General features: G+C 72.1%; 21 protein-coding genes. 12 read left to right on the top strand and 9 right to left on the bottom strand.

The features are described from left to right. Positions 1-41 precede the first annotated feature (41 nt). The gene (locus tag AB0G10_RS14495) at positions 42-1,490 is read left to right on the top strand and encodes a non-reducing end alpha-L-arabinofuranosidase family hydrolase (RefSeq protein WP_360920211.1); all 1,449 of its coding nucleotides are present in this window, start codon (positions 42-44) and stop codon (positions 1,488-1,490) included. A gap of 76 nt (positions 1,491-1,566) precedes the next feature. Then, positions 1,567-2,109 (top strand): tRNA(His) guanylyltransferase Thg1 family protein, encoded by a 543-nt coding sequence (locus AB0G10_RS14490; RefSeq protein ID WP_360920208.1) that lies wholly within the window; start codon positions 1,567-1,569, stop codon positions 2,107-2,109. Positions 2,110-2,149: 40 nt separating this feature from the next. On the opposite strand, the gene AB0G10_RS14485 is transcribed toward AB0G10_RS14490, so the two are convergent. From AB0G10_RS14485 to AB0G10_RS14475, 3 genes are read right to left on the bottom strand one after another with little or no spacing between them, the layout of a single operon-like run. Beyond that, the gene (locus tag AB0G10_RS14485; protein ID WP_360920205.1) at positions 2,150-2,926 is read right to left on the bottom strand and encodes an SDR family oxidoreductase; all 777 of its coding nucleotides are present in this window, start codon (positions 2,924-2,926) and stop codon (positions 2,150-2,152) included. Continuing rightward, positions 2,923-4,449, bottom strand: a complete 1,527-nt coding sequence (locus tag AB0G10_RS14480) for an LPXTG cell wall anchor domain-containing protein (protein WP_360920202.1) — start codon at positions 4,447-4,449, stop codon at positions 2,923-2,925. The genes AB0G10_RS14485 and AB0G10_RS14480 overlap by 4 nt, the downstream gene beginning before the upstream one ends. 51 nt (positions 4,450-4,500) lie before the next feature. Continuing rightward, the gene (locus AB0G10_RS14475; RefSeq protein ID WP_360920199.1) at positions 4,501-5,178 is read right to left on the bottom strand and encodes an SDR family oxidoreductase; all 678 of its coding nucleotides are present in this window, start codon (positions 5,176-5,178) and stop codon (positions 4,501-4,503) included. 76 nt (positions 5,179-5,254) lie between these two features. On the opposite strand from AB0G10_RS14475, the gene AB0G10_RS14470 reads away from it, so the two are divergent. After that, positions 5,255-6,751 carry a molybdopterin-dependent oxidoreductase gene (locus AB0G10_RS14470; protein ID WP_360920196.1) on the top strand — a complete coding sequence of 499 codons (1,497 nt, stop codon included), beginning with the start codon at positions 5,255-5,257 and terminating at the stop codon, positions 6,749-6,751. Here the strand turns inward: AB0G10_RS14470 and AB0G10_RS14465 are convergent, their stop codons facing one another. The 3 genes from AB0G10_RS14465 to AB0G10_RS14455 form a co-directional block, all read right to left on the bottom strand. Beyond that, on the bottom strand, positions 6,752-8,422 hold the full coding sequence (locus tag AB0G10_RS14465) for a phosphodiester glycosidase family protein (protein WP_360920193.1): 1,671 nt from the start codon (positions 8,420-8,422) through the stop codon (positions 6,752-6,754). Positions 8,423-8,544: 122 nt separating this feature from the next. Continuing rightward, positions 8,545-9,399, bottom strand: a complete 855-nt coding sequence (locus AB0G10_RS14460) for a phosphotransferase (RefSeq protein ID WP_360920191.1) — start codon at positions 9,397-9,399, stop codon at positions 8,545-8,547. Beyond that, positions 9,396-9,776, bottom strand: coding sequence for a hypothetical protein (locus AB0G10_RS14455; protein WP_360920189.1), 381 nt, complete (start codon positions 9,774-9,776; stop codon positions 9,396-9,398). Before AB0G10_RS14455 ends, AB0G10_RS14460 begins: the two co-directional genes overlap by 4 nt. Positions 9,777-9,865: 89 nt before the next feature. On the opposite strand from AB0G10_RS14455, the gene AB0G10_RS14450 reads away from it, so the two are divergent. The 4 genes from AB0G10_RS14450 to AB0G10_RS14435 all read left to right on the top strand — a co-directional run bounded on the left by AB0G10_RS14450 (position 9,866) and on the right by AB0G10_RS14435 (position 13,544). Then, positions 9,866-10,228, top strand: a complete 363-nt coding sequence (locus tag AB0G10_RS14450; protein ID WP_360920186.1) for a VOC family protein — start codon at positions 9,866-9,868, stop codon at positions 10,226-10,228. Positions 10,229-10,338: 110 nt separating this feature from the next. Further along, entirely contained in the window at positions 10,339-11,064 is a 726-nt protein-coding gene (locus AB0G10_RS14445; protein WP_360920184.1) for a hypothetical protein, read from the top strand. A 1-nt stretch (position 11,065) separates the two neighbouring features. Beyond that, a complete protein-coding gene (locus AB0G10_RS14440; protein WP_360920181.1) occupies positions 11,066-12,502 on the top strand; it encodes an NAD(P)/FAD-dependent oxidoreductase in 1,437 nt (478 codons plus the stop codon). Between the two features lie 7 nt (positions 12,503-12,509). Continuing rightward, entirely contained in the window at positions 12,510-13,544 is a 1,035-nt protein-coding gene (locus tag AB0G10_RS14435; protein WP_360920178.1) for a hypothetical protein, read from the top strand. A gap of 21 nt (positions 13,545-13,565) precedes the next feature. On the opposite strand, the gene AB0G10_RS14430 is transcribed toward AB0G10_RS14435, so the two are convergent. Together AB0G10_RS14430 and AB0G10_RS14425 are read right to left on the bottom strand one after the other, a co-directional pair. Continuing rightward, entirely contained in the window at positions 13,566-14,159 is a 594-nt protein-coding gene (locus tag AB0G10_RS14430) for a helix-turn-helix domain-containing protein (protein WP_360920175.1), read from the bottom strand. Positions 14,160-14,239: 80 nt separating this feature from the next. Next, positions 14,240-14,551 (bottom strand): hypothetical protein, encoded by a 312-nt coding sequence (locus AB0G10_RS14425; RefSeq protein WP_360920173.1) that lies wholly within the window; start codon positions 14,549-14,551, stop codon positions 14,240-14,242. 182 nt (positions 14,552-14,733) lie between these two features. On the opposite strand from AB0G10_RS14425, the gene AB0G10_RS14420 reads away from it, so the two are divergent. Further along, entirely contained in the window at positions 14,734-15,402 is a 669-nt protein-coding gene (locus tag AB0G10_RS14420; RefSeq protein ID WP_360920170.1) for a GntR family transcriptional regulator, read from the top strand. 110 nt (positions 15,403-15,512) lie between these two features. Further along, complete coding sequence (locus AB0G10_RS14415) at positions 15,513-16,199, top strand: alpha/beta hydrolase (protein WP_360920169.1); 687 nt, start codon at positions 15,513-15,515, stop codon at positions 16,197-16,199. A gap of 69 nt (positions 16,200-16,268) precedes the next feature. Here the strand turns inward: AB0G10_RS14415 and AB0G10_RS14410 are convergent, their stop codons facing one another. After that, positions 16,269-17,096 carry an ATP-grasp domain-containing protein gene (locus AB0G10_RS14410; RefSeq protein WP_360920166.1) on the bottom strand — a complete coding sequence of 276 codons (828 nt, stop codon included), beginning with the start codon at positions 17,094-17,096 and terminating at the stop codon, positions 16,269-16,271. Between the two features lie 130 nt (positions 17,097-17,226). Between AB0G10_RS14410 and AB0G10_RS14405 the strand changes: the two genes are divergently transcribed. From AB0G10_RS14405 to AB0G10_RS14395, 3 genes are read left to right on the top strand one after another with little or no spacing between them, the layout of a single operon-like run. Continuing rightward, positions 17,227-17,595, top strand: a complete 369-nt coding sequence (locus AB0G10_RS14405; protein ID WP_360920164.1) for a hypothetical protein — start codon at positions 17,227-17,229, stop codon at positions 17,593-17,595. Further along, positions 17,592-18,545 (top strand): hypothetical protein, encoded by a 954-nt coding sequence (locus AB0G10_RS14400; protein WP_360920162.1) that lies wholly within the window; start codon positions 17,592-17,594, stop codon positions 18,543-18,545. Before AB0G10_RS14405 ends, AB0G10_RS14400 begins: the two co-directional genes overlap by 4 nt. Positions 18,546-18,552: 7 nt before the next feature. After that, positions 18,553-19,065 (top strand): hypothetical protein, encoded by a 513-nt coding sequence (locus tag AB0G10_RS14395; RefSeq protein WP_360920159.1) that lies wholly within the window; start codon positions 18,553-18,555, stop codon positions 19,063-19,065. Positions 19,066-19,081 lie beyond the last annotated feature (16 nt).

The raw sequence follows: 19,081 nt of genomic DNA, 5'->3' as shown, positions 1-19,081 counted from the left end.
ACGGCAACCACATCCCCACCCGTTCCCCGAGGAGCACCCGTATGCACGTACCCAAAATGCTCGTCGCTCTGGCCCTGGTCGTCACCGGCGGAACCGTCGCGGTGACCGCGACCCCGGCAGCCGCCGCGACGATCGACACGAGCGCGTCGTACGTGCTGGTCAACCGCAACAGTGGCAAGGCGCTCGACGTCTACAACCTGGCCACCAACGACGGCGCGCGGATCACCCAGTGGGCGCGCAACGACCAGGCGCAGCAGCAATGGCAGTTCGTCAGCTCCGGCAGCGGCTACTACCGGCTCAAGTCGAAGCACTCCGGCAAGGTCCTCGACGTCTACAACCTGTCGACGGCCGACGGCGGATCGATCGTGCAGTGGACCGACAACAACACCACCAACCAGCAGTTCAGCGTCCAGGACGTGGACGGCTACATCCAGCTGATCAACCGCAACAGCGGCAAGGCCGTCGAGGTGCAGGGCGCGTCCACGGCCGACGGCGCCAACGTCGTGCAGTACAGCGACTGGAACGGCGCCAACCAGCAGTGGCAGCTCGTCAAGGTCGGCTCCAGCGGCGGTGGCGGCGGCACCTGCTCGCTGCCGTCGAACTACCGCTGGTCGTCGACGGGCGCGCTGGCCCAGCCCCGGTCCGGCTGGGTGTCGCTGAAGGACTTCACGCACGCGCCCTACAACGGCCGCCAGCTGGTCTACGCCACCACGCACGACACCGGCACGTCGTGGGGCTCGATGAACTTCGGCGTCTTCTCCAACTGGTCGGACATGGGCTCGGCCAGCCAGAACGGGATGAACTTCGCGGCGGTCGCGCCGTCGCTGTTCTACTTCGCGCCGAAGAACATCTGGGTGCTCGCCTACCAGTGGGGCGGCCCGGCGTTCTCCTACCGCACCTCCAGCGACCCGACCAACCCGAACGGCTGGTCGGCCGCGCAGACCCTGTTCACCGGCAGCATCACCGGCTCCGGCACCGGGCCGATCGACCACACGCTGATCGCCGACGGCAGCACCATGTACCTCTTCTTCGCCGGCGACAACGGCAAGATCTACCGGGCGTCGATGCCGATCGGGAACTTCCCCGGCAACTTCGGCTCGTCCTACACCACGATCATGAGCGACACCACGAACAACCTGTTCGAGGCGCCGCAGGTCTACAAGGTGCAGGGCCAGAACCAGTACCTCATGATCGTCGAGGCGATCGGGAGCCAGGGCCGCTACTTCCGCTCGTTCACGGCCACCAGCCTGGGCGGCTCGTGGACGCCGCAGGCCGCCACCGAGAGCAACCCGTTCGCGGGTAGGGCCAACAGCGGCGCCACCTGGACCAACGACATCAGCCACGGTGAGCTGATCCGGGTCAGCGCCGACCAGACCATGACGATCGACCCCTGCAACCTGCAGCTGCTCTACCAGGGCCGCTCGCCGAGCTCGGGCGGCGACTACGGGCTGCTCCCGTACCGGCCGGGAGTGCTCACCCTCCAGCGCTAGACAGCCGGGCCGCATAATCCACGGGTCGTCCCTCGCCGGGGCGGCCCGTGGGTGTGTGTGAGGCAGGAGGCAGGGCGTGGACGTCGACGGTGCCGAGGCGCTGCTGGCCGAGATGGGCGCGCGGTACGCGTACACCGTCAGCGACGAGATCTCGCTGCTGTTCGATCCGGGCTTCGACCTGTTCGGGCGGGCCGTGGAGAAACTCGTGTCGGTGTCGGCGGGGATGGCCAGCGCGGTCTTCACCCGGGAGGCCGGCCGGGCGGCGCACTTCGACTCACGGATCTGGCTCGGCGCCGGCGTCGGCGACGTGGCCGACTACTTCTCCTGGCGGCAGGCGGATGCGGCCCGGTCGGCGCTGAACGGCTGGTGCTACTGGACGCTGCGCACCGCGGGACGGTCCCGGCGGGAGGCCTCCGCCGCGATCGAGGGCGCCGGCACCGCGGAGAAGAACGAGCTGCTGTTCCGGCACGGGATCAACTACAACGACGTGCCCGCCTGGCAGCGGCGCGGCATCGGCCTGTGGTGGGAGGGCACCGGCCGCCGACGGGTAGTCGTGGAACGGGAGCTGCCGATGAAGGACGCCTACCGCGAGCTGGTGACGCGGGTGGCCGCCGGCTGACGGCCCTCAGGTGCACGGGTGGTCGCCGGCTGACGGGACCTCAGGTGCGCAGGTGGGAGGCGCCGTTGAGGTCCAGGATCGCGCCGGAGGCCCAGACCGCCTCGGCGGAGGTGAGGTAGGCGACGGCGGCGGCCACCTCCTCCGGGGTGCCGACCCGGCCGAACGGGCTCTGGGCGCGGACGGCCTCGCCGCCGGCGCCGGCGAGTCTGGCGGCTTGCCGGTCGGTGCCGATGAAGCCGGGTGCGATCGAGCAGACCCCGATTCCGTACGGGGCCAGCGCCGTCGCCATCGATTGGCCGAACGCGTGCAGCCCGGCCTTCGCGGCGCCGTACGCGGGGAACTCCGGCTCGCCACGGAACGCGCCGCGCGAGCCGACGTTGACGATGCTGCCCGGCGCGCCGCGGTCGATCAGGTGCCGGGCCACGCAGTACGTCACGTTGGCCGCGCCGATCAGGTCGACGTCGATCATGCGGCGCCAGCTGTCCTGCCAGCCGGCGTAGGACACCTCGGCGATCGCGTGCCGGTTGTCCGGGGCCGGCGCCACCGCGGCGTTGTTCACCAGGATCTCGACGCCGCCGAGCGCGGCCACCGCCTGCCGCACCACCTCGGCGGCCTGCCCGGGATCGCCGACGTCGCCGCCGACCACGGCGTGGCCGTCGCCGCCGAGCAGCGCAACGGTCTGCTCGGCGGCGGCGCGGTCACTGGCGTAGTGGACGGCGACCCGGTCGCCGCGCGCCGCGAGGGCCACCGCGACGGCCCGGCCGATACCCCGGGACGCCCCGGTGACCAGGGCGCGCCGCGCCGGGGGAGAAGTCATGCGCCGAGTCTGCCATCACGGCGGCGGCGCACCGCGACGGCGGCGGCCCCGGCGAACAGCAGGCCCAGGCCGATGCTCGCCGTGGCGCCGGCGCTCGTGCCGGTGATGGGGAGTTCGGCGCCGGCCGCGGTCACCGTGATCGCCGCCTCGTTGTTGCCGGGATCGCGGTCGATGCCGTCCTCGTCGCCGAACAGCTCGACCTGCACCGAGCCCTGCTCGCCGTGGACCGCTTCGGCCCCTCGTACGGTGAAGGTGAATTTCACCTGCTGATCGGGGGGCAGCGTCGTCGTCCGCAGCGAGCAGTCGAATTCGGTGAACTCCCGCGAGGTCTCGTCGTCGGAGAGCAGCCGGCAGCGGTCGTCGGAGCGGACGACGGTGAGCGGCGTGGGCAGGGTGACGCGGGTGTAGGAGGCGTTGTTCGTGAAGGGCGGGTAGCGCAGGGTGCCGGGACCGGAGTTGCCGAACCCCACCTCGATCGTGTGCTCGCCGGGCGTGCCGGGGATGCTCGCGCCGGTGGCGACCACGTCGGTGCGCCGCTCGCCGGTCACGGTCACGGTCGTGTACGTGCCGTTGTCGTCCTGGTCGGTGTCGGCCTGCGGGACGCCGGCAGCCGACGCGGCCACCTCCTCGAGCTCCAGCGCGGGCCCGGTGCCGGTCCGGTCCTGGGGGAGCGGGATCCGCTGGTCCTCCCATTCGGCGGCGGTCAGCCACTGCACGGCCAGCGAGGTCTCGCTTCCCGCGGCCGCGTCGCCGGGCGCCTCGACCGTGAACGGCGCGGAAACCCGGTAGGTGCCGCCCGGCGTCAGCGTCGTGTCGAAGGTGCAGGCGATGGACCAGCCGTACGTGCAGTTGCCGAAGTTCGTGCCGGCGAGCGCTCCCGGCTCGCTGCTGATCACGGCGGTCAGCCCGCCGACCGCCGTGGTGCCGGTGTTGCGGACCGCGGGCCGCAGCGTGGCAGCGCCGCCCGGGGCCACCGTCAGCGGCGCGCCGTCCACGGCCGTGAGGTCGACGCCCTCGCCGATCCGCACGGTCGCGGTCTCGGTGGTCGCGGCGCCGCCGTCGACGGCCGTCGCGACGGACAGGGTGCCGGCGTCGCCGACCGCGGCGCCCGGCTCCGGCGTGAGGGTCAGCATGATCACGGTAGTGGTCGCGAAACCCCAGGTGGCGTCGTCGTCGGGGCGTTCGAAGACCCGGTGCGGGCCGGGCAGCACGCACCGCACGACCGGGCCTGCCGAGCACGTCCCGCCGGCCTGCGCGGCGTCGATCTCCACGGCGGCCACGCCCACCTTCGAGGTGTCGAAGGTGAGCGTGACGCTGTTCGCCCAGCCCTCCTCGTCGGCGAACAGCACCGGGGCCAGGATCTCCTCGACCGGGTCCCCGGCGGCCGGCAGCGTGAGGTTCCGCGGGGAGACACCGCCCTCGACCCCTGCGGGAGCTGCGCCGGCGGGGGCGGGAAGGAGCACGGACAGCGCCGTGACCAGCATCGCCGTGACCAGCATCGTCAGGGCCGCGAGTCGGGTCATGTTCTCATGACTACCAAAAGCGGCCGATCGGCGATGAGTTTCCGGGCGAGGTCAGCGGTAGAAGGCGGCGGGGTCGCCGGCCAGGGACGCCTTCACATGGGCGGTCCAGTCGTCGGCGATCACCTCGATGCGGTCCTGCTCGAGCCCGTCGAGGCCGGCGCGGACGAGCACGGCCGGGTCGCCCTTGGGGCCGTCGTAGTCGCTCAGATCGGTGTCGGCGGCACCCAGGTGCAGGGCGGTGACCAGGGTCTTCTGGGCGGCCAGTTCGAGGCGTACGCCGTTCGTGAGGTTCCACTCGGCGGCCTTCGCGACCCCGTAGGCGGTGTGGCCCGGGTAGTTGAACCATGACATCGCGGAGAGGACGTTGAGGATCGCGCCGCCGGCCAGCCGGGGTGCGAAGGCCCGGATCATGCCGAGGGTGCCCCAGAAGTGGGTGTCCAGCTCCAGCCGGATGCGGTCGAGGTCGCCGGTGACCAGTCCGGTGACGGTGTCCACGCCGGCGTTGTTGACCAGCAGGGTGACGTCGGGGGCCGCGGCCGCGGCGGCGGCGATCGAGGCCGGGTCGGTGATGTCCAGCGGCAGCACCGTGGCGCCGGGGATGTCGACGAGCCCGGGGCGGCGGGCGGTGGCGTAGACCTTGGCGCCGCGGGCGAGAAGCTGCTCGGCGAAGTGCTTGCCGAGGCCGCGATTGGCGCCGGTGACGAGGGCGACTGCTCCGGAGATCTGCATGCCGCCGACCCTAGAACCTGACGTTGACGTCAGGGGCAAGTCCGCGTTTCGGGTGCCGGGGTAGCAGTATGGGCGCGTGAACACTTCTGTGCGGGCCGGGCTGTCCGGTGTGGCGGCCGCCGCGGTGGCGCTGGGCGTCGCCGAGATCGTGGCCGTGGTGACCGGGCCGTTGTCGGCGCCGCTGCTGGCCGTGGGCGGCGTCGTGGTCGACACGGTGCCGGGGCCGGTCAAGGACGCCGCGGTACGCGTCTTCGGCATCCACGACAAGACGGCCCTGATCGTGGGGACGCTCATCCTGCTCACGGGTTACGCGTACGCGATCGGGGTGTTGGCCGCACGCCGGTGGTGGATCGGGGTGGCGGGTATCGCGCTCTTCGGAATGATCGGCGCCGTCGCGGCGATGACCCGGCACGACGCGGGGCCGATGGCCTGGCTGCCGAGCGTCGCCGGAGCCGCGCTGGCCGTGTGGGTGCTGCACCGGCTGCTGGGACTCGGCGCAAGGCCTGCCGAAGAGGACGGTCGGCGGCGATTCCTGAAAGGTGTCGGGCTGGCGGCCGGGCTGGCCGTCGCCGGTGGGGCGGCCGGGCGGCTGCTGACCTCGCGGCAGGCCGTCCAGCAGGCCCGCGACGCCGTGGTGCTGCCGGCGCCCCGGCAGTCGCCACCACCGCTGCCGGCGGGGGTGCAGGTGGCGGACGTGACGCCCTACGTGTCACCGAACGCCGACTTCTATCGCATCGACACGGCGCTGTACCCGCCCCAGATCGACCCGTCGACGTGGGAGCTGCGCATCCACGGCATGGTCCGCAACCCGATCACGATCACCTGGGAGCAGCTGCTGCGACGGCCGATGATCGAGCGCTACGTGACGCTGGCGTGCGTCTCCAACGAGGTCGGCGGCGACCTGATCGGCAACGCGCTGTGGCTCGGCACGCCGATCAGGGAACTGCTGGACGAGGCGGATCCGCTGCCCGGCGCCGACCAGGTGGTGCAGCGCTCGGCGGACGGCTGGACCTGCGGCACGCCCACGGCGGTCCTGCGCGACGGCCGGGACGCGCTGCTCGCCGTCGGGATGAACGGCGAGCCGCTGCCGGTGGCGCACGGCTTCCCGGTACGGATGGTGGTGCCGGGCCTGTACGGCTACGTGAGCGCCTGCAAGTGGATCACCGAGATCGAGCTGACCCGGTTCGCCGACTTCGACGCGTACTGGGTGCCGCGCGGCTGGTCGGCGCAGGGTCCGATCAAGCTGCAGTCCCGGATCGACACCCCGCGCAAGGGTACGAAGAGAGCGGCCGGCACTGTCGTCGTCGGCGGGGTGGCGTGGGCCCAGCACACCGGTATCGCGAAGGTCGAGGTCCAGATCGACGACGAGCCGTGGCGGGAGGCGACGCTGGCCGCGACGGTGTCCGCGGACACCTGGCGGCAGTGGAGCTACCCGTGGCAGGCGACGCCGGGGGAGCACCGGTTGCGGGTGCGGGCCACCGACCGCAACGGGCAGACCCAGACCGCCACCCCGGCGCCGACGGCACCGGACGGCGCGACCGGTTGGCACGCCGTCACGGTACGCATCGACTGACTAGTTCTTGTTGATCACGATGGCGTTGCCGACCCGGCGCTCGATGATCGCCTCGTTGCCCCAGTCGTCGGTGGGCCGGTTGTAGAGCGTGTCGTTGATGATCAGGGTGCTGTCGCCGCCCATGCCGAACATCATCGCGTCGGCCGCGCCCAGCCACTTCATCACCGCGGCGGCTTCGGGAATGGTGACGCCGACGCTGATGCCCGGTCGCCGGCCGTCGACCACCACCATGAGCAGCTGGCCGGCGGCCGTGATGCCGACCATGGTCCGCGGGTGCCGGTCGGAGTGGAAGGCGGGGGCGAAGTAGCCCTCGCTGGTCTTCCAGCCGTTCGCGCCCGAGTTCATCCAGATCTCGCCGTCGCGGACCAGTGCCGGGCCGCCGTTGATCGCGGTGAAGTCCGGGCCGGTGACCATCCGGCCCTGCGGGTCGAGGATCTGCGTGCCGGGCTGGAACTTCTGGCCGATCACGGTGCGGTCGCGCAGCCACTGCGCGCCGGCGCCGATGCCCTGCATCACCCGGGAACCGGCCGGGATCGGGCCGCCGGCCGGGCTGCGCACCTGCTTGGCCACCCAGTTGCCGTCGACCACCACGTCCACGCTGCCGGCCGGGCCGGTCGGCGTGGTCGTCCCCCACTCGGGCCGGAAGATCACGATCTCGTCGGCGTCGGTGCAGGCCTCGTACCGCCAGACCCCGTCGCCGGCCGTGCCGTCGGGCCGCAGGTCGCCGACCCCGCCACAGTTGATGATCTTCCCGGGTTTGCGGTGGATGCCGTCGATCACCCACTGCGCCCCGTCCGGCGCCGTGACCTTGGTGGAGCTGGTCAGCTCGGTGATCCGCGGCTTGCCCGCCGCGCCGCCCAGCAGCAGCGCGGTGCGCCCGTTCTGCGCCTCGCTGAGCAGGTTGTTGCCCTGCACGTAGATGCCGAGCGGATCGCCGTCGAAGCCGTTGAAGTCCTTGTTGTTCACGCTGTTGATGTCGAACTCGCTCGCGTTGATCGCGGCGAACGCCCCGGCGTGCTTCGCGATCGCCCGCACCGTCTCCCCGCTCGCCAGATCGGGGCCGTGCGCGCCGCCCACGGTCACCGCGGCGTCCGGCTCCACGACCACGACGCGCACCTCCCACGGCCCGGTCGTCGTCTCCTGCCGGAACGCCTGGTGCTGGACGGTGCCGCTGAGGGCCTTGCCGTTCACCGTGATCTTCGCGAGCGCCGCCAGCTTCGTCTCCGCCGCCTTGCGGTCGGCGAACGTCTCGGTGAGGTGCAGGCCGTGGAAGAGGGTGACGTCGGCCGGCGCCCGGTAGCCGATGTCGGCCGGCAGGGGCGGGTCGTAGGTGGACTTCGTCGTCTCGATCCCGGCCGCCCTCAGGGCCGCCTGGTAGTCCAGCGCGGCCTGGGCGTCCCGGGTCAGGTTCTGGGCGTTCGGATAGTTCAGGGCGATGCCGTACCGGGACGAGGCGTAGCCCTGCGAGAACTTGCGGTAGGTCACCCCCGGAACCGGCGTCTGCACCGCCCCGACCGTGGTGACCAGGCTGTCCGGGCCGAGCGGCATCCGGCCGGCCGGGTTCTGGTACGGCGCGGCGAGACTGGCCACTGCCGGGCGCGGCGCGACCAGGCCGGAGGCGGTGACCGCGACGGTCACCGCGAGGATGGAACTGAGATGGCGATAGCCCACGAACGACTCCCCGTAGAAGTGGAACGGCCGCCGGTGGTCTCGCGCCCCAAGACCGCGGCGGCCAGGACATCGAAACTTACACAAGTGTTGATCCGTTCGGTGACCGAGGGTGCCCGATCGTTCTACGCCCTGACTTCGGCGAGCCGCCTCACGGCGTACTCGTCGCCCCAGCAGACCGCGGCCTCCCAGGCCGCCGACGCCTGCGCGGCGATGTCGTGGATGCCGTCGTCGAGGCCGGCCGCGTTGCCGGGCAGCAGCAGGTCGAGGAGGGGGTCGTCGACGTGCGCCTCGTCCCAGTCGATCAGCGCGACACGATCCGCGGTCATGAGCACGTTGCCCGGATTGGGGTCGCCGTGCACGACGCTGGTCTCGCGCCCGGTGAGGCCGCGCCCGTGCCGCCCGGTGAGGTCGCGCCCATGCCGCCCGGTGAGGTCGAGCCCGTGCCGCCCGGCGAGCCGCGCCCATGCCGCCCGGCACCGGGCGACGCCCTCCCGGGGCATCGCGCGCAGGTCGACCCTCGTCCCGGTCTCGGCGTGCAGCAGGTCGGCAGACGACCGCCAGCCCGGGCGCTGCGGCCAGTCCCGGGTCAGCCGGTGCAGCTCGCGCAGGGTGCCGGCCACGCGACGCCAGTCGGCCGGGGACTCCGGTGGCCCGCCCTCGAGGTGGGTCATCACCACCAGGCCGTCGGCGAAGAGCCGGCCGTCGGCGGCCGGGATCGGCGCCGGCACGGTCAGGCCGGCGCGGCCGAGGTACCGCAGGAGCCCGGTCTCCCAGGCCAGGTCGGCGTCGCTCCGGGTGCCGAGCCGGCCGACCGCGAGACGCCCGCCGACGCGCACGAGCCACACGTCGTTGGCGGCCCCGCCGGTGAGCGGCTCGATGCGTACGGCGTCGTCACCCCACCGCGCGAGCGCCGCCCACCCGGTTCGCGGCGCGGACCCATCCGGGCCTTGAGGACCTCGATCCGGCAGCCCGCTCACATCCGGTCCTTCAGGACGTCGATCTCGCAGCCCGGCGCGGCCGGGTCGAAGCCGTGCTCGGACAGCCAGCGGATCGCCAGCAGGGCGCGCAGCGACCAGCGCGCCAGCTTGCGGACGGCGGCGCCCGCCGCGGCCCACGCCGCCGGCGACGCGGTGGACGGCCGGCCGAGGCGGCCGAGCGCCCTGCCGGGTACGGCGGCGAGCGCCAGCACGGGCGGCCGGCGCCACAGCACCCGCGGCGTCGGGATCGGCGCCAGGGCGATCGCCGCGACCTCGACGTCGATGCGCGCCTGATCGGTGTCGATCTTCAGGAAGACGTCGCCGGCGCGCAGGGTGGCGCGGGCCCGATGTGCGATGACGATCTCGATCCCGTCCACGCCGCCATTCTCGCGACGGCGGCCATCGCCGTCACCGCAATTGTTTCCGGCACCGATGAGTTCCCGGCCGCCGGGCGGTCCACGTCGGTATGACCTCGATTCAGCCCATCGTCAGCACCCCCGACCTGCCCCGGCTGCGCGCCTTCTACGAGAAGGTGCTCGGCGCGACCCCCGCCATGCGCGTCCCCGAGGAGGGCCCCGCTTTCTATGTCGAACTGCGGATCGGCGCGACCACGCTCGGCCTCGTGCACGAGGAGAAGACCGAGATCGGCGCACCGGTACGCATCATCCTGAGCGCCGAGGTCGAGGACGTCGACGCGCTGCTGCCCGTCGTCGAGGCGGCCGGCGGCGCCGTGCCGGGGCAGCCCAACGACATGCCGTGGGGGCAGCGGGTGGCGCACGTCCACGACCCCGACGGCAACATGCTCAACCTGACCTGCCGGTTGCGGTAGCGACCCGGCCGGGGCAGCGGTAGGTAGAACGTTCGGTCTTGACTTGCGACGAGCGACCCGTCATCGTGATGCAAGACAGAACGATCGTTCTACCAAACGGGAGCATCACCATGACCACCTCCGGCATCTCGACGGCGGCGGCCGCCCTGCGGCGGCTGTACTTCGCGCGGGCCGTCTTCGCCTTCGCCTGGGCCGGCGTGACGTTCGCGGCGGCCGGCGAGCTCACCGGGCTCACCACCGTGCTCTTCGTGATCTATCCGCTGGCCGACGTGGCCGCCGCGATCGTCGACGCCCGGTCGTCGCGCGCCACCGGCTCGCCCGTCCTCCTCTACGTGAACGTCGCGGTCAGCTCGCTCGCCGCGATCGGCCTGGCCGTGGCCGGCGCCTCCGGCATCCCGGCGATGCTGCGGGTGTGGGGCGCCTGGGCGATCGTGGCCGGCCTGGTTCAGCTGGCCGTGGCGGTGACCCGCCGCAGGATGGGCGGGCAGTGGCCGATGATCTTCAGCGGCGGGCTGTCGGTGCTGGCCGGCTCCTCGTTCTACGCGGCCGCCTCGGCGGCCGAGCCCGCGCTGACGAACGCGGTCGGCTACGCCATCCCCGGCGCCGTCTTCTTCCTCGTCTCCGCCATCCGCCTGGGAAGCGCCGCGAGGAGCGCGCGAAGCGCCGGCAGCGCCGCGGGAAGCGCCGGCAGCGCCGCGAGGAGTGCAGGCAGTGCCGCGGGAAGCGCGGGCAGCGCCGCGGGAAGCGCGGGCAGTGCCGCGGGAAGCGCCGGCAGCGCCGCGAAAACGAGCCACAGCGCCGCCGAGACGAGCCACAGCGCGGCGAAGGGTCACTGACATGCCGGACACCAGCACCACCTACGACGTCGTCATCATCGGCGCCGGCCCGGTCGGGGAGAACGTCGCCGACCGCCTGGTGCGGGGCGGCCTGACCGCCGCCGTCGTCGAGCGCGAACTGGTCGGCGGCGAATGCTCCTACTGGGCGTGCATGCCGACCAAGGCCCTGCTCCGCAGCGGGGGCGCGCTGCGGGCGGCCCGCCGGGTGCCCGGTTCCCGCGAGGCGGTCACCGGCGATCTGGACGTGTCGGCCGTGCTGCGCCGCCGGGATGCGTTCGCCGCACAGTGGAGGGACGACGGCCAGGTGTCCTGGCTGGAGTCGGCCGGGATCGCGCTGGTCCGGGGGCACGGCCGGATCAGCGGGGAGCGGACCGTCGCGGTGACCGGCGCCGACGGGGTCACGACGGTGCTCACCGCCCGGCACGCGGTCGTCGTCGCGACCGGCACCGGCGCGCTCCTTCCCGAGATCGAGGGCCTGCGCGAGGCGAAGCCGTGGACCAGCCGGGAGGCGGCCGCCGCGAGCGCGGTCCCCGGCCGGCTCGCCGTGATCGGCGGCGGCGTGGTGGCCGCCGAGATGGCGACCGCGTACGCGAGCCTCGGCTCCACGGTCACGGTGCTGGCCCGCGACGGCGTGCTGCCGGCGGCGGAGCCGTTCGCCGGGGAGCTGGTCACCGAGGCGCTGCGCGACGCCGGCGTCGACGTACGGATCGGTGTCGAGGCGGTGGCCGTGCGCCGCGACGGGACCGGGACGGTGCACCTCACGCTGGCCGGCGGCGGGCAGGTCGAGGCCGACGAGGTGCTGGTCGCGATCGGCCGGGCACCGAACACCCAGGACATCGGCCTGGACGCCGTCGGGTTGAAGCCGGGCTCCTGGCTGACGGTCGACGACGCCCTGCACGTGACCGGAGCGGGGGAGTGGCTCTACGCCGCGGGCGACGTGAACCGGCGGGCTCTGCTCACCCATCAGGGCAAGTACCAGGCGCGGGCGCTCGGCGACGCGATCGTGGCGCGGGCGAAGGGCGAGCCGGTCGAGACTCGCGCGTGGGGCCGGCACGCGGTCACGGCCGACGAGCGGGCGGTGCCGCGGGTCGTGTTCACCGATCCGGAGGTGGCGTCGGCCGGACTGACCGCCGCGGCGGCGGAGGCGGCGGGGCTGCGGACCCGGGTCGTCGACCACGACCTGGCAGCGGTCGCGGGTGCGGCGCTGCACGCCGAGGACTACCGGGGTCACGCCCGGATGGTGGTCGACGAGGACCGCCGGGTGGTCGTCGGTTTCACCGTGGTGGGCCCGGACGTCGCCGAGTTGCTGCACGCCGCGACCGTCGCGATCGCCGGCGAGGTCCCGATCGACCGGCTCTGGCATGCGGTCCCGGCGTTCCCGACGGTCAGCGAGGTGTGGTTGCGCCTGCTCGAGGCCTATGGCCGCCGCCAATTATGATCTTGAGATGGGCGAGGAATGGACGCTGTTCACCGAGGACGAGGTGCTCCGTGCCGCGGGTGAAGGAGCGAAGATCCAAAGATCAGGACCATCCGTGTACGCCGCCGGCGGCCGTGCCCTGATCATCGTCCTGGACGCGGGGGATCGGCCGGCCGGAACGCGGCTGGCCGATCGGCGCACGGTCGAGCTGCGCGGGCCGTTCCCGGACCCGGTCGTCTCCTGGTTCGACCGTGCCGGCCTGCCGTGGCTGCTCTACGCGCGGCTCGCCGGCGGCGACTGTGTCCCGCTCGGCCGCAGCGGCGGAGTCGTGCGCCGCGACGGTGACGACCTTGACCTGGTGCTCGAGGAGCCGCTGCCGTTCCCGCTGCTGGACCTGCTGCGCCCGGACCGCGAGCGGCGGCTGCCGGACCTCGGCTGGCTGACGATGCTGCCGCACGACAAGGTCGGCGCGCTGCGGGCGTTCGCCGAGGGCTGGTACGCCGACATGGCGCCGGCCGGCACCGAGGAACCCGAGGCGGCGACTCCTCTCCCCGTACCCTTGCAGGTCTTTTATCGGCTCGCGGCGCGGGAACCGCTGATGTTCGGCGTGCACAACGAGATCTACCGGCCGCACGACCTGGAGTACGACGAGGACGAGGGCGGTGTGATCGTCGCCGCCGAGAACCAGGGCGTGTGGGTGAGGGTCGTCGACCCGGACGAGGACGACCCGGAAGTCCACGACGACGGCGACCCGGACGAAGAGCCGCTGAGCGGTTTCCTGCTGCAGTTCACCCTGGCCGAGGCCGTGATGGCGGCGCCCTACCGGGCGAGCGCCGAGCTCACGGACGCACAGTGGAAGCGGCTCGCGCAGCGGCTGACCGAGGTCCCGCTGGCCCGGCCCGCCTTCCTCGGCCCGGCCGCGTCGCTGCACGTCGCTCCCGGCCTGGTCGTCATCGTTCAGGAGGGCCAGGAGGGTAACGAGGGCGGCGTCGAGCTGACGGCCGGCACCTTCCAGCGGCCGGCGCTGGACGCGCTGCGCGAGCCCGGCGTCGAGTGGAACTGAGCCGTCTTCTCAGCCGTCTTCTCAGCCGGCGGTGGCCGGCTCGCGCTCGCCGTGGATGCGCACCAGGCCCTCGACGCCGCGCAGGAAGGTCTCGGTGACCAGGTCGGGGTCGAAGAGGCAGCCGGCCGCCATGGCGCCGTCGCGCAGCATGACGAAGTGGCGCGCGGCGGCGTCCGAGGAGTCCTCGGCGACCTGGGCCATCAGCGTGGTGAGGGTGTCGAGGAACCACTGCCGGTGCGCGATGATCTGCGCGTGCACCGGGTGGCCGGCGTCGGGGAACTCGGCGGCGGCGTTGAGGAAGGCGCAGCCGCGGAAGCCGGGGGACCGGATGTTCGCGGCGACGGCGCCGGCGATGGCCAGCAGCGAGTCGGTCGCCGTGGCGCTGGCGGCGAGGGCCGCGGTGACGGCGCCGCGGTCCATCTGGTGCACCTGTTGCAGGTAGGCGACCACGAGGTCGTCCTTGCTCGGGAAGTGCCGGTAGAAGGTCGCCCGGGTCACCTTCGCCTCGGCGATGATCCGGTCGACGCCGACGGCGTGGATGCCGTCGGCGTAGAAGATCCTGGTCGCCGTGGCGAGGAGCCGCTCCCGGGCTTCAGAGGTGGCCCCACGCGTCATTCCGCCATCGTAGCGGCCAGAACGTTCGGTCTGGAATGGCGGCGGGCGCGGCCCGGCCGGCCGCGCCCGCGAGAACCATGTCAGTGGTGGTGGTTGTGGGTGCGCGGGTCGGCGTCGCTGCTGCGGCTGCCGGCCTTCGCGAGGCCCCGGCTGATCATGTAGCCGATGGTCAGCAGGGTGATGTACCACCACGCCTTGTCGGCCGCGAAGTAGTCGGCGCCGTTGTTCGCCGAGCCGTCGCCGACCGCGTTGGAGGCGATCAGCACGCCGATGACCGCCAGCACATAGACGATCAGCTCGGTCGTCTTGTAGGACGGCTTGGTCTCCTCACCGCGCAGGCGCAGGTTCTTCGCCGGGACGTCGTCGGTGTGGGTGTGAGTGCTCAGGGCCATGGTTCTCTCCTTCCGGGGGGCTGGTGAAACGGTTATTACCCGACCCAAAAGGTGCCTATCGGTCTTCATTCAGCATGTTCCCAGACCGTTATCAGGAAAGAGGATTCTCACGTTCACGGGCCCGCCGCCGTCGGAAAGCGCGCGTTTGACCGGTATCCGTCATGCGGTGTGGAATATGTTGCATGCCGATCCCGCCGCGTACAGGTGTCATCGCCCGATCGCTGCTGCGCGAGAACGCGTACCAGTCGATCCGCGACGCGATCGTGGACGGCACGCTGCAGCCGGGGGAGCGGCTCAACGACATCGAGCTCGCCCAGTGGCTCGGGGTCAGCCGCACCCCGGTGCGTGAGGCGCTGGCCAAGCTCGAGGAGTCCGGTCTCGTGCAGACCAAACCGGGCCGCTACACGATGGTCAGCCCGCTCGACGTCCGCGCGGCGCGGTCGGCGCAGACGGTCACCGCGGCGATGCACGAGCTCGCCGTGCGTGAGGCGGTGCCGGTGCTGACGGACGACGAGATCGCGGCGATGCAGGATGCCAACGCGCGCTTCGCGGCGGCGCTGAAGGCCGAGGACGTCGACGCGGCGATCGCCGCCGACGACGACTTCCACGGGATCACGGTGGCCGCGGCCGCCAACCCGGCGGTCCGGTCGGTGCTGGAGCAGTTCACGCCGGTGCTGCGGAGGCTGGAGCGCCTGCGCTTCTCGTCGGTGAGCGCCCGTGGCTCGGTGGCCCTGCACGACCGGATCATCGAACTGTGCGCGGCCCGCGATGTCGAGGGCGCGGCAGCGGCGGCGCGCGACAACTGGATGAGCCTGGACCCGCGCACAGATTTCGGTCTGTCGGAGGAGTAAGCCTCTCATCTTCCGGCCGGCATCCCATCGACAGATGTCTTGAATACCGTCGGCTGTGTGCAATATATTGCATGCAGAACACAGAACTTCGGCATAGGGGGACGAGGATCATGAGCAGTATTCGAAATGTCGTGCTGGTCCACGGCGCGTTCGCCGACGGTTCCGGCTGGCGCGGCGTCCATGACCGGCTGACCGCCCAGGGCTACCGGGTCACGATCGTGCAGAACCCGCTCACCTCGCTGGAGGACGACGTCGCCGCCACCACGCGGGCGCTCGATCTTCAGGACGGCCCGGCGATCCTGGTCGGCCACTCGTGGGGTGGCACGGTCATCACCGAGGCCGGCGTGCATCCGAAGGCCGCCGGCCTGGTCTACGTGTCGGCACTGGCGCCCGATGCCGGCGAGACGACCGCGCAACAGTACGAGGGATTCGCGCCGACACCGGACTTCGTCATCGACGTCGCCGAGGACGGGTTCGGCCTCATCAACCGCGACAAGTTCAAGGCCGGGTTCGCGGCCGACACCAGCGACGCCGACGCCGCATTCCTGCGCGACTCGCAGGTGCCGATCAACATGGCGGTGTTCGCGACGCCGGTGAAGAACGCGGCGTGGCACGACAAGCCGACCTGGGCCGTCATCGCCACCGAGGACCGGGCGTTCGACCAGGCGATGCTGCAGCACATGGCCCGGCGCATCGGCGCGGAGATCACCAACGTCTCCGCCAGCCACGCTCTCTTTCTGACGCAGCCCGACGTCGTCGCCGACGTCATCGTCACCGCCGCGAAGAGCGCTCTTTGACCTTTGTCAGGTGGCGCCTTGGAGCGAACCGTCAAGGCCTGTTCACCCTCTCTCAGGCCGGTGTGAGGTTCAGGAGGCCAGGGCCGCGATGAACTCGGCCGCGTCGGTGCCGCGGGGGCGGTCGCTGACCTGGCCGTCGCCCACCTCGACGACGCGCCACCGGCCGTCCTCGTGGCGGGTGAGGTCGGCGGTCACGAACGGCAGCCGCAACGCCCGGATGGCCGCGGCGAACGGGGTGACGTCGAGGCCGGCGGGCGGCAGGTCGCCGTCGGTGTCCGGGTGCGCGGTGATCAGCCGGCACTCGCCGCCGACCCACCAGGTGCGGGCCTCCGCGCCGGTGAACGTCTCGAAGCGGCGCAGGACGAAACCGCCGGTGAAGTCGTCGCCGCGCAGCTCCCGGAACCGGGCCGCCACCGCCGAGGCCGCCTCGGCGTCGGCGACGTCCGGGATGTAGGCGGCCTCGTGCCAGTAGTGCTTCATCGACTTGGTCCAGTCACGCAGCACCGCCGGGCCGGTCCCCAGTTCCGCGCGGACGGCGGAGAAGTCGGCGCCCCACACCGATTCGGGCGTGTGCGGCCGCATCGTGTCGTACCAGCCGGGCAGCTCGTGCGCCCGGCGGTACTGCTCCGGGCTGGTGCGCAGGGTGACGTCCCGCGCGGCGAGGGCGCCGGCCATCGCCGCGTACTGCTCGCTGCTCATCATCCAGCCGCGATACACGGCGTCCGTTCCTGCGGGCACCCGGGCGACCGCGCTCTCCGGCGTACCGCCCCCGGTGAGCGCGTCGTGGTCGACCAGGGCGACGTGGTGCCCGGCCGCGCGGGCGGCCGCCGCCTCGTCGGCGAAGTGCTCGTCCGGGCGGCGGGGGCGCAACACGTCAGCGGGAAACAGCAACAGCATCGGCCCATCATCCACGGCGACGCCACGCCCTCCGGCACCTCCACCGGGCGAACTGTCGCGATGAGGACCGAACCACATCGGACGGCGGCGCGTATACGGTGATGACACGCCACGAGGGGAAGGGCTGGTCATGCCACATTCGGGTGAGGAGCTCGGCGCGGACCTCGTCGATCTCTACGACGCGGGCCGGTTCAAGATGAAGGCGCTGGCCGTCGAGTTCCGGGGCGCCGGCGCGGCGCTGGTGCGCACCTACGGCATGACCGGGGTGTTCGCGCGGCACCCGGATCTGGGTGGCTCGTCCGGGCCGGCGCTCGGCTCCTGGGAGGCGCTGCGGGACGCGATCATCGAGGTGATCGCGACGACGGCGGTGAACATGGAGGACACCGGGGATGCGCTGATCATGGCGGCCGACGAGTACGGCAAGACCGACGCGATAGCGGCCCGGCACTTCGAGGAGCTCAAGCAGGGGCTCGACCACGCGCACGGGGTCACGTCATGAGCTACGACCAACTCGCCCAGCACGCGATCCAGCTCGAACGCTCCGCAGTGATCATGGATATGCGGCAGCGGGGCTTCGGGTACGACTCCGATGAGAACCGGTTCTGGGACTCGTTCATGGACGACGAGGTGGTGCGCTCGGCCGCCGATCTGACCGCCGCGAAGTTCTCCGGCGTGGCCGACCTGTTCACGCCGTTCCTGGGCATGCCCGACCCGGAGGCGTTCATCCCGCTGCGCGACGTCCTGGCGCAGGCCGCGACCACGCTCAACCACGAGAAGGGCGAGCTGCCGTACAACGCGGCGAGTGTGCTCACCAACCCCGACCTGGGCCTGATGGACGACGTCAAAGGCCTGGTCAAGGATTGGTACGGCGAGGCCGGGCACAAGTTCAAGAGCGACTACCTGTCGAAGTGGGACTCGATCACCTCGAACCAGTTCGCGCTGGTGATCGCGCTCAAGGGCGGGATCGAGGCGGAGCACGCGCTGTGGCGTGAGGCCCGTAAGAACGTCGACGACCTGGCGCATCAGGCGCAGGCGTCGCTGGACTCGATGCTCGACTGCAACCCGAAGGACGTCGCGTTCCTGCTGACCGTCGCCGGTTCGATCTTCGCGGTCGGCGCGTCGGTCTCCACCGGCGGCCTGGCGATCGGGCTGACCATCGTCGGTGAGGCGTTCGCCTCGGGCGCCGCGGTGCCGATGGCCGACAAGGAGAAGGTGACGTTCAGCGGCCGCAACGCCGGCGAGATCGTCAACGGCATCCGGGACGCGCTGGCGAAGCTGAGCGCGCAGATCGTCGCGGCCGAGACGGTCATCCGGGACGCCATGGACAACGCCCTCGGCGTGCTGCACCAGAACCCGGACCGGATCATCGCGCCGCGGCCGGGGCTGGCCGACGCCACCGCGGCGACGATCCGCGACGACGTCCTCGGCCTCGGCACGGCGGAGGGGTGACGCCACCATGGGAGAACTGGCCGACCGCGTCGACACCATGCACATCGCCGTGTCCACACCCGACGGTGGGATCACCGCCGAACTGTACGGCCGGGACGGCCTGTCCCTGACCTTCCGCGACGGCGCCTACCGGCAGTTCACCGACGAGACCGAGCTGGAACGCCGCCTCGAGGCGCTGGCCGGCAGGCTGTGGGTGGCCCGGACCCGCGAATACTGGCGGATCTACGGCGACGTCACCGGCACCGACGCGGCCGGCGACGACCCGCCGGCCGGGGAACGCGACCGGCAGTGGCGGGCCGAACGCGACGAGCTGGTGGTCTACGGCTCGTCCGCGTACGGCGACGTCACGATCCGGTCGGTCGGCATGCGCGGCTGGGAGGTCGGCATCCGCCCGGGAACGCTGCGCGCGCTCGACGAGTGGCAGTTCGCGGCGGCGGCCGGGGAAGCGGCCGGCGAGCTGATCCGCGACCAGTACGCGAAACTCGTGGCACTGTCCAGCAAGCACTACGGCGAGGAATAGGGGAGCGGCTGTGCGG

Origin of the sequence: Actinoplanes sp. NPDC023714 (genome assembly GCF_040639855.1) — a bacterium.
Taxonomy (GTDB): domain Bacteria; phylum Actinomycetota; class Actinomycetes; order Mycobacteriales; family Micromonosporaceae; genus Actinoplanes.
This window is presented reverse-complemented; position numbering and strand designations above follow the sequence as displayed.